Raw genomic sequence first — 14,702 nt, 5'->3', positions numbered from 1 at the left:
CCTCAAGACCACGCAGCAAAAGAGGCGAACGTTCCAATGGCGATGTCCGGCAAGCGTTTTGAGGTCCAAGCCGGTCCCTCAAGGGCCAGCCCGCTCCGACCGCCGCGATAGACTATCGAGCAGGACACCGGGAAATACGGCGAGGCACTCGGCGTAGCGCCGGGCGAGACGGCCGGGGTTCAGAAGCATCCGCCATAGCCACTCAAGCCCCATGGCCTGGAAAGCCTTGGGCGCCCGCTTCTGGTGCCCCGCGAGAAAATCGAGGCCCGCCCCGATGCACAGAAAGGAAACGCCTTCGATTTCCCGTGCGCATCGGTCAGCAAAAATTTCCTGCTTGGGGGCGCCCAGCGCAACAAAACATAGACGTGCACCGGAATTGCGAATGGCTTCCATGGCTTCATCGGCCGGCTCGGAGAACGGCGAGAACCCCTGTTCGGGTGCATATGTGCCTGCCACGTCGAGCTCGGAGATCAAGGTCGTGAGATGGCGTTGCGCGCCGGCCAGAGAACGCGGCGTCGAACCGAGCAGGAACACGGGCAACCCCCGCCGGCCAGCCTCTTCGCAGAGCGGCACGATGAGATCTGCACCCGTTGTCCGCGAAAGGCGCCGCCCCTGCAGGCGCCCGGCAAGAACAATCGGAAAGCCATCGGCAAGCACGATACGAGCACGCTCGTACGCGGCCCGGAAGGCCGGGTTCGTACGAAGTTTCACGACGTGGTCGAGATTGAGCGTGAAGACCGAGAACGACTTGCCGGAAGCGACATCGTCACAAATGCGACACGATGCCTCTTTCAACGACAGTGTCTGTACGCTTACGCCTTCGACAAAAAAGGGCTCGGCACGCACGCTGAAACATCCCTCAAAACTCGCTTTATGCTAGCTAGCATGTGCCTGTCATGGTTCCAAGAACAACGTGCTTCATTCTTTACCGGCATCATTGCGGGAAAACGAACACGGCAAAATTGTCGCCGACACCGGGGCCCGGTTTCCCGTCTTGAAGGCGATGCAAGACTTTCGTCCACGTTTTGAGATGCCGCATTTACCCTATGCTGTGCCTATCCAGCGCTCCCATAATTTTTACGTTTTCCGATCGTCCGCAATCGCATAGGCTGATGATTAACTGAACGCGGCGGAGGAGAGCGGAGGCCTTGGTGGGCTTGTCCGAACTGCCGCAGGCGCGGGTATCCGCGCAGCGGCCAAACGCCCGCCTATCGTCGAGACTGCGATTGCGCTAGCACGCTGTAAATTTACAGATCCGCGCTCTTGACCACAGAGGGACTGGAGACACGACCGAGATGTCTGACAGCGGCAGCAGCGTGTCGCAGAGCGACATCGCCATTATCGGGATGGCCTTGCGCGTTCCCGGCGCAAATTCTGTCGAGGAATACTGGCAGAACCTTCGCGGTGGCGTGGAATCGATCGAGACTCGCACACCCGAGCAACTCATCGAAGCCGGGGAAAATCCCGAGAAAATCCGCCATAAAAACTACGTGCCGCGCACGGCAGCTCTTTCAGGCTTCGCGGAATTCGATGCCGAATTCTTCGGGTTCAGCCCGAAGGAAGCCGCTATCATGGACCCGCAGCACCGCCAGTTTCTCGAATGCGCCTGGGAAGCGTTGGAAGATTCGACGCGTCCGCCCGCACGCATCAACGGGCCCGTCGGGGTATTCGCCGGTTGCGGAATGGGAAGCTACTTCTATTTCAACGTTTTGAGCCACCGCTCGCTCGTTGAGAACGTCGGGCTGTTTCTTCTCCGCCATACGGGCAATGACAAAGACTTCCTCGCGACGCGCGCGTCCTATCTGTTCGACCTGCATGGGCCGAGCATCAACGTTCAGACGGCCTGCTCCACCTCGCTCGTCGCGGTTCACCAGGCCTGCCAGAGCCTTCTCAACGGCGAGTGCGAGATGGCGCTCGCGGGCGGCGTCACCATCGAGCTGCCCCACCGGCGCGGCTACGTCTACCAGGAAGGCGAGATCCTCTCGACCGACGGCCACTGCCGTTCGTTCGACCATCGCGCATCCGGGACGGTGTTCGGAAGCGGTGCCGGCGTCGTCGTGCTGCGCCGCCTCGCCGATGCGATTGCGGACGGCGATCCCATCCATGCGGTCATCAAGGGAAGCGCCGTCAACAACGACGGTGCCAGCAAGGCAGGCTACCTCGCGCCGAGCGTCACCGGCCAGGCGGAAGCCATCGTCGAGGCGCAAGCGATAGCTGGCGTCGATGCGGAATCGATTGGCTACGTGGAATGCCACGGCACCGGCACGTATCTCGGAGATCCGATCGAAATCGAGGCGCTGACGCAGGCGTTTCGCCAAACCACCAACAAAACGGGCTTCTGCCGCGTCGGGTCGGTGAAATCCAACATCGGCCATCTCGATACCGCCGCAGGTGTCGCGAGCCTGATCAAGGCCGTGCTCGCCGTAAAGAATGGCGAGATTCCGCCTACGCTCGGCTTCGAAAAACCCAATCCGGCAATCCCCTTCGCGACGAGCCCGTTCGTGGTTGCCGACCGCCTGACGGATTGGCCGTCCGGCCCGGCACCGCGACGCGCCGGCGTCAACTCGCTCGGCGTCGGCGGCACCAACGCCCATATCATCGTGGAGGAGCCGCCAAGGCTCAAGGCCACGGAAGCGCGGACCGAAGCCGGCCCGCACGTGTTGGTCCTCACCGCCAAAAACCGTAACGCCCTCGACGACGGCGGACGGCGGCTTGCCCGGCACCTCGATGCGAACCCGGACGCGCTGCTCCAGGACGTAGCCCATACGCTGCTCGACGGGCGGCGTCATTTTGAGCACCGGCGCGTCGTCGCCGTGTCCAACCGTGCCGACGCGATCGGCATTCTCGCCGAGCCTGATAAGCACCGCGTGTTCACGCATACGCCGGTCGAGGGCACGGCGGATGCCGTCTTCATGTTCCCGGGCGGCGGGGCGCAGTATCCGCACATGGCCCGCAGCCTCTACAGGGACGAAGCGGCTTTCCGCCGGATCGTAGATGAAGGACTTTCTTATCTCCCTGCGGCAGCCAGCCAGGAGATCCGCGAGATATGGCTCGCAACCGACGGACCTACACCCGGTGCCGCGGAGCGCTTTCTGCGACCGTCGCTGCAGCTTCCCGCAATCCTCATCGTCGAGGTGGCGATAGCACGTCTTTGGATGAGCTGGGGCGTGAAGCCCACTGCGCTGATCGGCCATTCCATGGGCGAGAACGCTGCGGCTTGCATCGCGGGCGTGCTGAGCTATGAGCGCGCTGTCAATCTCGTCCGTCTTCGCGGCGAGCTGTTCGAAGAGATCTCCCCCGGCGGGATGTTGAGCGTCGCGCTCGGAGCCGCGGCCCTGAAACTGCGCCTCCCTGACGATCTCGACCTCGCCTCGGTGAACGCGCCGGAACTCTGCGTCGTCTCGGGGGCGAATTCAGCGCTCGAAGCCTTCCGTGAAGCACTTGCCGCCGACGACATCGACGCAAGCCGCATCCCCATCGACATCGCAGCCCACTCGCGGATGCTGGCGCCGATCCTCGAACGTTTCGAAGCCTTCCTCAAGGCGACGCCGCTTTCGACCCCTCGCATTCCCATCGTCTCCAACCTGACCGGCACCTGGCTCACCGCGGACGAAGCACAGGACGCCACCTACTGGACGCGCCATCTCAGATCTACCGTGCGGTTCGGCGACGGGCTCGGCCTGCTCGCGCAAACGCAGTCACGAGTGTTCATCGAGGTTGGCCCCGGGCGTGTGCTTGGCTCGCTTGCCAAGGCGCAGGGCATTCCCGCCAATCAGGTCATCAACAGCCTGCCGCACGCCGACGAGACGCTCGACGATCGCCTCTTTTTCCTGACGGCGGTGGGTCGCGCATGGGCCGTGGGCCTCGACGTTCCGCTCGACCGGCTGACCATCGACACCGCGCCGCGCCGGGTGAACCTGCCCCCCTACGCGTTCCAGCATGAGACCTACTTTCTCGAACGCATCGCGCCGTCGAGTGCGGCAGAGAGCGAGGCCTCGCCCGTCAAACTGCCGGATATGGCGAACTGGGGATGGGAACCGGTCTGGAAGCAGGCATCGCCCGACGTCAGGATCGACGCCGCTGACACGCCCGCATCATGGCTGATCTTCCTCGACGGATCGCCCCTCGGAGATACCCTCGCCCACCGCTTGCGCGAACTCGGGCATGAGGTCGCGACCGTCTCGCTCGGCGACACATTCGGCGTCGTCGCGCCCGGCAATTACGTCCTGTGCCCCGAGCACGGACGCGAGGGATACGACGCGCTTCTGAACCACCTCGCCGCCGAGCGCGGCCTGCCGCAGCGGATCGTCCATCTTTGGCTTCTGACTCACGACGAGAGCTTCCGGCCCGGATCGAGTTTCTTCCATCGCAATATCGAGCGCGGATTCCTCAGCCTCCTTTGGCTTGGACAAGCGTTGAGCGAGATCGGCGCAACCGAGCCGCTCCAAATCACGGCCGTAACCAACGGCATGCAGCGTGTCGGGAACGAGGCGGTACGCTATCCGGAGAAAGCGACACTGCTCGGACCCGCCCAGGTGCTACCGCGCGAAATGCCCAACGTTTCGGTGCGCGTCGTGGACCTTCCGCTTTCGCCAGACGCGCGCCTCGGCCTCTTGGCGCGCGAAAGAGCGCGTCTTCTACGGTATCTCGCCAACGCAAGCGCGGATAACGATCCCGAGGATGTCGTTTTTTCCCAGCTTTGGGACGATCTGCTTGCAGCCAACGGCAGCGAGATCGCCGCCTATCGCCGGGGCCGCCGCTGGGTTTTAGGTTTCGCGCCGCTCACGCTCGACGACGCGTCGCAAGGCGAGACAGCCTTCCGCGAGCGCGGCGTCTATTTGATCACCGGAGGCCTTGGAGAACTGGCAACCGCGTGCGCCGAAGACTTGGCGCAGCGCTTCAAGGCGCGCCTGGTTCTGATTGGCAGAACCGAATTGCCTGACCGCGAAGAATGGCGTGACTATCTTGCCGCGTTCGGCACGCGCGACAAGATCGGCCGGGCCATCGCCGCCATCGAACGCATCGAGGCTGCCGGCGGCGAGGTCATGATCGCGAAGGCCGACATCACCAATTCCGAAGCTATGCGCACCGTCGTAACCGATGCCAAAGCGCGCTTCGGCGCCATTCATGGAGTGCTGCACGCGGCCGGAGTGGTGAAGGACGACCTGATCGCACTCAAGAACCCCACGGACATCGAGGACGTGTTCGCGCCCAAGATCCACGGCACGCTCGTGTTGGCCGACGTGCTCGCCGATGAGCCACTCGACGTCATGGTGCTCTTCTCCTCGACGAGCACCGATACGGCACCCGCCGGCCAAGTGGATTACGTGGCCGCAAACGCATTCCTGAACGCTTTCGCAGAGACCCGTTCGGGCGCGCCAGGGCGCACGCTCGCGCTGCATTGGGGCATCTGGAAAAATGTCGGGCTCGCGGCCCGCGCCATCGCCGCGGCCGAGCACCAGGATGCGGCGCCGAAGGTGGAACCGGCCCGCACGCCGCTGTTCGACAGGCGCCTCAGCAGCGCCCGCAGCGACTGGCTCGAATCCCGCCTCGCCAGCACGCGCCAGTGGGTGCTCGACGAGCACCGCCTGAAGTCGGGCCATGCCATCTGGCCAGGCACGGGCTACATCGAGTTCGCAGCCGAAGCGCTCGCAGAGCACGACATCGGCGGACCGTTTGAGATCGAAGACCTCACATTCCTGCGTCCGCTACACGTTCCGGACGAAACGCCCCTGGTCGCGCGCGTCACACTTGCCAAAGACGGCGACGGCTACATGTTCGCCGTCGAAAGCGAGCGTGGTATCGAGGGCGCGACAACGCCGCTACGGCACGCGGAAGCCAGGGTCAGCGCGTTTGTCGGCCCGCGCCCTGCCCGCATCGACATTGCGCAAGTGCTCGCCTCTTGCAGCCAGACAACTCACGCAGCAGAGACGGGTCTCGCACTCAAATCCGCACAGGACGGCAATCTCAAGTTCGGCCCTCGCTGGCAGGTCTTGCGCTCCGTCGCGCTCGGCCAGGGCGAAGCGATCGCACGGCTCGCGCTCGACGACGCGTTCAAGACCGATCTCGACGACGGCTTCCTCGTCCACCCTGCGCTGCTCGACATCGCGACCGGCTACGCCATGGATTTGATCCCAAACTACGATCCCGGCGCCGGCCTTTGGGTGCCGATGACCTACGGCCGCATCCGGGTGTTTGGGACGCTGCCGGCTTCGCTGTGGAGCCACGCGCGCCTCAACACGGCGCGGGAACTCGGCGCGGATTATGCCACCTTCGACGTCACCGTCACGGACGATGCCGGCCAGGTCCTGGTCGCCGTGAACGGCTTCACCGTGCGGCGCCTTCCCGCAAACATCGACCTTGCAGCTTCGCTTTCCACCGAGGCGGAGGGGGCCGCAGCGACGCGCGCGCCAGCCGGCGGAACGGAACTCAGCCCTGCGCTTCAGCGCCTCGCAGCCCAAGTCGACCAAGGCATCCTGCCGGAAGACGGCTTCGAAGCGTTGCTCCGCGCCGTGGGGACCGGAAAATCGCAGGTCATCGTAAGCTCCATCGATCTCGCGGCCCTTCGGCGTGCTGCTGCGCGCGTCGATGGGATCGAGGCGGCCTCGACCACCTTCGAGCGGCCCAACCTCGGCGTCGACTTCATCGAGCCTACGACCGATGTCGAAAAGACGCTGGCCGGTTTCTGGTCCGAGCTCCTTGGCGTGAAAGCAATCGGCACGCAGGACAACTTCTTCGATCTCGGCGGGCATTCTCTGATCGCAGTGCGCCTGTTCCGCATGATCAAGGCCGCCTACGCCGTCGACTTCCCGATCTCTGTGCTGTTCGAGGCGCCGACGATCGCTCAATGTGCCGCGTTGATCGAAGAAACCTCGCCGAAGGCCGGCGAACCCACGGGCAAAAGTGCGACAGTCACGGCGCTCGATCGGCCCAAGCTCCGGCATGTCGTGCGGATGGACGCGGGAAAGGAGACCCGCCGCACCCCGTTCTTCCTTGCCGCCGGTATGTTCGGCAACATTCTCAACCTGCGCCATCTCGCGGTCCATATCGGCACCGATCGTCCCGTCTACGGCCTCCAAGCCCGCGGCATCTACGGCGGCGAGGCGCCGCACGAAACCTTCGAGGAGACGGCGCGCGATTACCTCGCGGAAATCCGAACGGTGCAGCCGGAAGGCCCCTACCTGATCGGTGGCTTCTCAGGCGGCGGCCTTGTGGCTTACGAGATGGCGCAGCAGCTTCGCAAGGCCGGAGAAAAGACGGCACTCGTCGTTTTACTCGATACGCCCTACCCCGCGGACGTACCGCTCTCGATCCAGGATCGGATCCTGATGAAGCTCCAGGACATGGAGCGGGAAGGCGTGGCGTTTTTCGGAAACTGGGCCCGCCGGCGTATAGCGTGGGAACGCAGGCGCATGGAAGCGCGCCGCAGGCCCGAATCGCCGAAGTCTGCCGAGCAATTCCACAACGAGGAGCTTGAGGCGGCGTTTCGCCGGGCGCTGTCACGCTACCGGGGCCAACCCTACGGAGAGCCGGTGCTACTCATGCGACCCAAGCAAGACGTACGCTATCGCGTCACGGGCAACCGTGCCCTCAATGAGGAGCGCGCTCTGCTGCTGCCCGACAACGGCTGGGCGCCTTACGCAGCAAGTCTCTCGGTGCAGGAAGTCCCGGGCGATCACGACAGTATGGTGCTGGAGCCGCACGTGCGCGTTATGGCCAGCCGCCTGCGCGAGGCACTGGCGAGCGCCGACCGTGGCCCATCATCTCGGCCGATTGCCGCAGAATGAAGTTATGGTAGCGCGGCGACATCCAACACGATCGCGCACGCGATGGATGCACCGGCGATTCTAAAGCGGCCCCGCACAGCGGGGCCGCAGATCGCAATCACCTCATCGCACAAATACGACGCGCAAAAAGCTTCGCATCCCACGTCGAGGCTGACGGAAACCTCATGAAACTCCAGCATCCGGCGCGTAAGCGGATACTGGCATTTGAACGCACACTCCTTTGCGCCGAAAAGCACGCGGGCGAGCACGCCGCGCTCGGCTGCCGGGCGTCTGCCGAGCCACGCCAGTTCTTCGGGACGGCAAATCAGTTCGTGGAGATCGGCGGGTAGAGGCTCGGCCGGCTCCAGATCGATGCCGATCGACCGTATGCCGTCGGCGATGCGCCCCGCGGCAGCAGCCGCATAACGGTCGTCATGCGTAATGCTGCCGACGTAATCGGTCGGCCAGCTCGGCAGGCGATCCGAGCCAGCCAGCAAGGGAGACGGCGACGCGCCCAGAGCCGCAAGGACACGACGCGCGCACGTGCGCCCCGCCGCGTATTCTTGCTTGCGGCGGAGAACCGCGTTGGAAACGGCCGCTGCCTCTTCCTCGCAGATCGTGACGGAGGGGTCGCCGATCGGGATTTCGGCAAACGCAATTCGTTTGTCGAAGAGGCCGGAGAAAGCGCTCACGACACGTCGCGCGCACGCCCGGGATCGCGGCGTCCGAGCATCGCTTGGCGGCGCATCGCTGCACGGTTGGCCACATTCTCAAGGTGCTTATCCGCCTGGCCTCGGTCGCGAACATGGCTCGCGAGCCCCTTCACGGTCGGGAAACGGTAAATGTCGGTGATCGTAATATCCGCCGCAACGTTGGCCTTGAGATCGCGGTGAAGCTGAACGGCAAGCAGCGAATGCCCGCCGATCGTGAAGAAGTTGTCGGACGCGCCGACTCGCTCCACACCGAGCAACCGCTTGAAGGCGTCCGCAAGACGCACCTCAAGATCGTCCGAGGGCGCCACATACTGGACCACGGGTGCCGCTTGGCGCACCTCGTCCGGTCGCGGCAACGCTTTCCGGTCCACCTTTGCGTTCGGCGTCAGCGGGAAGGCAGTCATTGTCACGAAATGCGCCGGCACCATAAAATCAGGAAGCTCTGCCGAGACGTGAGCCTTCAGGGCAGCGTCGGAGACAGGCTCGCCTTTGAAGCGAACATAGGTGACGATGCGCGTGTCGTTCGGCTCGTCCTCTCGCACCACGACCACCGCCTCCGCGACATCGGGATGGCAACCGAGGCGGGCCTCGATTTCACCGAGCTCGATGCGATAGCCGCGCACCTTGACCTGATGATCCGCGCGGCCGAGGAAATGGATCTCGCCGTCCTCGCCGATCCGGACCAGGTCGCCCGTCCTGTAAATACGGCCACCCGGCACAAACGGGTTGTCGAGGAAGCGCTCGGCCGTGAGGTCTTCGCGTCCGAGGTAGCCGCGCGTGACACCATCGCCGCCAATGTACAGCTCACCCGCCGCTCCTGACGGCACGGGATGCAGTGCGTCATCGAGGACATAGAGCTGCGTGTTGGCGATAGGCGTACCGAGCGGCGCCGAGCCGCTCCCCCCGGACCGCGCGGGGCCGGTGGACGACCAGATCGTCGTCTCTGTCGGGCCATACATGTTCTCGACGGTCGCGGAGGTCGCCTGACCGAGCGCCTCGACCAGGCTGGGCTGCAGCGCTTCACCGCCGATGAAGAGGTGCCGGACAGCAGAGAGCGCCTCGCGATCCTCGTCGCTCATCAGCACCATGGTGGCCATCGACGGCGTGCATTGAAAATGCGTAACGCCATGGCGGCGAACGAGATCGGCGAGACCGTCCGCCGCGACATCCGTGATAACGCTCGCGCGTTGTTTCAAACCGGATACCACCTCCGCCAGAGGCTCAAGCGCGGACAAGGCCCGCTCCATCGGCACGCCGAAGTCCACGAGACAGGCGATCTCGTTCACACCGATGGCCATCACCTGCTCGGCCCGCGCCAGCGCATCGTCCACCGTGCCGAAGAGACCGCTATCGTCGAAGTAGCGCAGGAATGCGAATTCGAGGATGGCATCCATCTCATCCGGATCCAGAGACTGGAGGTCGATGTCCATGGGCTGCGTAGCACCCTTGGGCTTCTTGAAGGCAGGGAACGCCCACGCATATTGCTTGATCAGCGCCGCGGCGCTGCGCAGATACGCCTTCATCGGCTCGCGAGCGGCCGTGCGCACCTCTTCCCGATCGTTGCCGATCAACGTGTGCAGCATCAGCGTCACGGTGTAATCGTCCGGATTGCGGCCGGTCTCTGCCAGCGTGTCGCGATAGATTTTGACCTTCTCGGCCACCTCTTCGATGGATTGGCCGAGCAAATGCGTCAGCACGTTCGCGCCAAGCCGCGCGGCCTCGCGATACGTGTCCGGATTGCCGGCGGTCGTAACCCATATTTTGAGTTCGGGACTGACCGGGCGCGGCTGCGTTACGACATTGACCTGCTTGCCGCCCGGCGCGTCGAACGGAACCGCTTCGCCCCGCCAAAGGCGGCGCACGACATCGATATCGCGCAGCAGGGCGGTCTTGTTGTGCGGCGGCGCGTTCTCCGGACGCAGCAGGAAATCTTCCGGCATCCATCCCGACGCGAATGCAATGCCCACGCGCCCGTTCGAAATGTTGTCGATGACCGCCCACTCTTCGGCAACGCGGGCCGGATGGTGAAGCGGAAGCACGCAGCTTCCAGCGCGGATCTCAAGGGTCTTGGTCACCGCGGCAACGGCAGCGCCCGTGACCGATGGATTGGGATAGGGCCCGCCGAATGCATGGAAATGGCGCTCCGGCGTCCAGACGGCCGAGAAGCCGTGCGCGTCGGCGAAACGGGCCCCTTCGAGCAGGAGCTGATACTTGCGTGATCCTGCGCCGTCGTCGTTACCCCAGAAGTAGAGGCTGAAATCGAGCCCGTGGCCACCCGCAGCACGATGCGGCGTAGCCGCTTGCTGTCGACCCGTATGGATGACAACGGCAAAACCGCGCGTCAGCGTCCAAAAGAGTTCCAGCACGGATATGTCGAATGACAGGCTTGTCACCGCGAGCCACACTGGCTGGCTCCCATCGCCCGGCATGGAGATACGGTCGTCCATGCCGGCGAAGAAATTGACCACGTTGCGATGCTCGACCATCACGCCCTTCGGACGGCCGGTCGAGCCCGAGGTGTAGATAACGTAGGCGAGATTGTGCGGCTCGACATTCGCGGGCGTCGCATCTTCCGCGCCCGACAGCGCATCCTCCACGGTGACACTCCGGACGCGTCCATCTCCAGCCGGCGGTTTGAGGCCCTCCTGCGTGAGTAGAATGGACAGCCCGCTATCCTCGATCATCAGGGCGACGCGATCCTTCGGATAAGTCGGATCGAGCGGCACGTAAGCCCCGCCGGCCTTGAGAATAGCAAGCGCGCCAACCACGAGATCCAGCGACCGCTCGACGTAGAGGCCAACCGGCGTATCCGCACCGACGCCGAGGGCAGAAAGCGTTGTCGCGACACGGTCGGCCCGCGCCTCCAACTCGCGATAGGTAAGACGCGCGTCGCCCGAAATCAGCGCCGTAGCGTCGGGCGTGCGCGCGGCCTGCGCGGAAATGAGCGTATGCACGAGGGCCGCGCGATCATAGTCCCGCGCCGTCCGGTTACGCGCAACGACCAGTTCGTCGATATCCGCTTTCGATATAAGCGGCAGGTCAGAGACGCGCTCAGGCGCCTCGCCGGAAGCGAGCGCCGCAAGCAGGGCCTCGATCTGTGCGGCAATCGCGTTCGCCGCCGGCTTCGGCAGCCGCGCGCCGTCAAACAGGATACGGAGCGTTGCCGCGTCCGATGCGGCGACGAACGTCAGAACGCTACCGGGCAAACCCTCGTCTCCAACACTGCGCGCGTGCGCCGTCTGCCGAATGGCGAGCGTGGCCGGGCCGGGAGCGAGGCGCGGCGTCCGGCTCACCAGATCTCCCGCATGGCCGCGCCGGCGGCGGACTTCGGCGAGTTCGGTCTCGATAACGCGTTCAAGCGCATCGACCGTCGTCTCGTTCGTCACATCGAGCGTGAGGGGAACGCTCGGCGCGACGTATCCCCGATGCTCATTGGCCAGGGCCGCGAGATCGTCGTCAGCGTAAGCAATCCGAACGCGGGCCTTGCGCCCCGTGCGGGCAACGTACGACACCAGCGCCGCAACGGCTTTGTCGCCTCTCAGGTTGTCGGGTAGCGCGACTTCCACCGCCTCCCACTCAGGCACCGCTTCGGGAGAAGCGGGCACAACACCATCGATTTCCGGGTTCTCCGCGCCCACGAGGCGCCTGCGGAAAAACTCCTCATGTCGCGCAAGATCGGCCATGAGGATCGTTAGCCGCGCAGCCTCGGCCTCGTCGAGCGCAGGAAGGATATCACCTGCTGTCAGAACAGCGGTGAGCGGCACGGCCTGACCAGAACTGTCGGCCAGCGCCTCGATCGAAACCGCCCCATCTGCCGCGGCGACGATCGCACCATTCTCTCTGACGGATACGACGGTGCCAGGAGCATTCGGCGCCTCTGCATCCGCCACCTCAAGCGAGGTAACCGCATACGCGCCGCTCGGAGTCCGGAGCTTGGGCAAGCTCAGCGGGTTGACATAGCCATCGCCGAACGAAAGGCCGCGCACGAGCCGCCAGATTTCACCTGTCGTGCGCTCGAAATCGATTGTTGCCGCCCCTTCCGGACGATCGATCAAACCGAAATACCGGCTCGCGACAGCAGGTTGCGGCCAGCTTTTTGCCTGACAGTTCTCCACGCGATCGAGCAGCGTCGTGAAAGAGGTCATGCCCGCTTCGAAACATTTCGCATTCAACGTCAACGCCGTGTCGGCGTCGCTGATCTCGAACGCAACGTCGGCGTAAATATCCCCCTTATCGATACTGTCCGTGAGAGCGTGCCACGTCACACCATACTGGGTCTCGCCTTTCAAGATGGCCCACGCAGGAGTGTTCAGGCCAGCGTAGCGAGGAAGCGGACCATCGTGAAAGTTCGCAGCGCCTTGGCCTGCGCGCAACCAGACGGACTCTGGCACGAGCCTCAAGTTCGCGATGGAAAAGAACCAGTCGTACTCGAACGGAGCAAGATCACGGGCAAGATCGCGTGTCTCTGACGTCACCACGGAGATCCCGTGCCGCGCAGCCCACTCGACGACACTCTCGGTCGTCGTTGCAACCGCCACAACCTTATGCCCTCGCGCCAGGAGGGTCTCCCCGCACTGCACCAGGAGCGAGCCGTCGCCCATCAATACGCACGCGATCATTGTCACGAAAACCCCGAAGCTCTGTAGAGAATAAAACGCATTCTACTCGCAATCGATCTGCCATCCGAGTCTTGCGGTAGGATCAAGACGCGCATCGCTCAAAACAGTTAACGTCAATAAATGAAAAATTTACCGCATCGAAATGGTTGAACTAAAGACCTTCCGTCACGAAAACTGCGGCGGCCATCTTCCGCGACTGACCGGACTGCCTCACGGTACTGTGTCTCGTCCAGGCGCGCGTGAGCGGAATGATCGCCTGGCTAACGACCGGCAAGCCGGCGCGGGGCGGGCGGATCCACGTTGCGCCGCCGCCTCTACGGCGTCCATCGTTGGCATGGTGTGAGTGTGGGGTGTAATTCTTGATGACGCCGATTTCTGAACAATCGTTCGACGGGGTATCGGGGCGTCGGGTGCTCTATTTAACGACGGTTCTACCGCACGGCCGACAGAGCGGCGGCGAGATCTGCTCAATGAACTTCATCGAAGCCCTGCAAAACGCCGGATGCCAGGTCGATGTCGTCGGCTACGAGAGGGAGGATCGATCGGCGCCCGTTCCCCTGCCGGCCGGGTTTTCTTCCCCAAGGCGGCTGGTGATCGAAAGCGCGCAATCTCCAACACGGTCCGCGCTCTGGATGGCGCGTGCGATAGTGAATGCACGGCCGTTCTCGGTGCAGAAGTACGTGACCAAGGAGATGGCCGATCTCGTTCGCCGCAAACTGCGCTCGAACCGATGGGACCTGGTCATTATCGACCATGTGCAGGCCGCTTGGATGGTGGCCGCCATACCCGATGACCTGCCGGTTGCATACGTCGCGCACAACATCGAACATCGGCTGTATGGCGACTATGACAAGAGGGTCGCCAAAGGCTTGCGCGGAAGGGCAAAGAGCCTAGCGTACCGGCGAGAAGCGCGGTTGTTGCGCCATCTGGAAAGGCGAACCGCAGAACGAGCGCGGGCCGTTTGGACTCTGACGGACGACGATGCGGCAGCGCTTCGATCGCTTGGGGGCGGAACGCCGGTTTGGTCGTTCAGCGTCCCGGGCCAATGTTTTGCGCATGTGGATCGGTTTCCGCCACCAAGCACCGATATCGGGCTCCTCGGGAGTTGGACTTGGGACATCAATCGGGTCGGGCTCGATTGGTTTCTTGCCGAGGTCGTTCCGAAGCTCCCGGCCGACCTCACCGTGGTTGTGGGCGGAAAAAGCCGATATGCACCTGGGACCCAAATCGGCCGCGTTCACTTCACCGGCTTTGTACCGGATGCGGGAGCGTTTCTGCGAAAGTGCCGAGTAGCGGTCATCCCGACGACGATCGGGTCCGGCGTGCAAATCAAAACCATCGAGACGTTGAGCCTTGGTGTAGCGACTGTGGCAACGCCCGTCGCGATGCGTGGCCTCCACGACGTGCCTTCTTCCGTTCGTATCGAAAGTGACGCCGCGGGAATGTCGGCGGCAATCCAAGACTTGCTCCAGGCCCCGCGTGGCGATGGTGCAGAAGGACGGCGGTGGTGGGAAGACCGGCAGGCAAGGTTCCAAGCGCAGGTCAAGGACGCGCTGGACGATCTGCTGTCGGCCGCTCGGCAGCCGCCGCATCGCAATCGTTGA

The 14,702-nt window shown here is 63.8% G+C and carries 5 protein-coding genes; 2 read left to right on the top strand and 3 right to left on the bottom strand.

Annotated elements, in window-relative coordinates; translation table 11 throughout:
• Positions 1-78: 78 nt before the first annotated feature.
• Positions 79-846 (bottom strand): WecB/TagA/CpsF family glycosyltransferase, encoded by a 768-nt coding sequence (locus W911_RS04380; protein ID WP_023786308.1) that lies wholly within the window; start codon positions 844-846, stop codon positions 79-81.
• A 449-nt stretch (positions 847-1,295) separates the two neighbouring features.
• Here W911_RS04380 and W911_RS04375 point away from each other — a divergent pair, with 449 nt between their 5' ends.
• Positions 1,296-7,787 carry a type I polyketide synthase gene (locus W911_RS04375; RefSeq protein WP_023786306.1) on the top strand — a complete coding sequence of 2,164 codons (6,492 nt, stop codon included), beginning with the start codon at positions 1,296-1,298 and terminating at the stop codon, positions 7,785-7,787.
• Positions 7,788-7,789: 2 nt separating this feature from the next.
• Here the strand turns inward: W911_RS04375 and W911_RS04370 are convergent, their stop codons facing one another.
• Both W911_RS04370 and W911_RS04365 read right to left on the bottom strand, forming a co-directional pair.
• Entirely contained in the window at positions 7,790-8,458 is a 669-nt protein-coding gene (locus W911_RS04370; protein WP_023786305.1) for a 4'-phosphopantetheinyl transferase family protein, read from the bottom strand.
• A complete protein-coding gene (locus W911_RS04365) occupies positions 8,455-13,098 on the bottom strand; it encodes a MupA/Atu3671 family FMN-dependent luciferase-like monooxygenase (RefSeq protein ID WP_041316265.1) in 4,644 nt (1,547 codons plus the stop codon). Before W911_RS04365 ends, W911_RS04370 begins: the two co-directional genes overlap by 4 nt.
• Positions 13,099-13,460: 362 nt before the next feature.
• Between W911_RS04365 and W911_RS04360 the strand changes: the two genes are divergently transcribed.
• Entirely contained in the window at positions 13,461-14,702 is a 1,242-nt protein-coding gene (locus W911_RS04360) for a glycosyltransferase (RefSeq protein WP_081717632.1), read from the top strand.

Source organism: Hyphomicrobium nitrativorans NL23, assembly GCF_000503895.1.
Lineage (GTDB): Bacteria > Pseudomonadota > Alphaproteobacteria > Rhizobiales > Hyphomicrobiaceae > Hyphomicrobium_C > Hyphomicrobium_C nitrativorans.
The sequence above is the reverse complement of the archived record's forward strand: the minus strand, read 5'-3'. Positions and strand labels throughout refer to the sequence as shown.

Bases quoted from the DNA above. Each gene is read 5' to 3' on its own strand.
- W911_RS04365 (WP_041316265.1), bottom strand. From the start codon at position 13,098: ATGATCGCGTGCGTATTGATGGGCGACGGCTCGCTCCTGGTGCAGTGC.
- W911_RS04375 (WP_023786306.1), top strand. From the start codon at position 1,296: ATGTCTGACAGCGGCAGCAGCGTGTCGCAGAGCGACATCGCCATTATC.
- W911_RS04360 (WP_081717632.1), top strand. From the start codon at position 13,461: ATGACGCCGATTTCTGAACAATCGTTCGACGGGGTATCGGGGCGTCGG.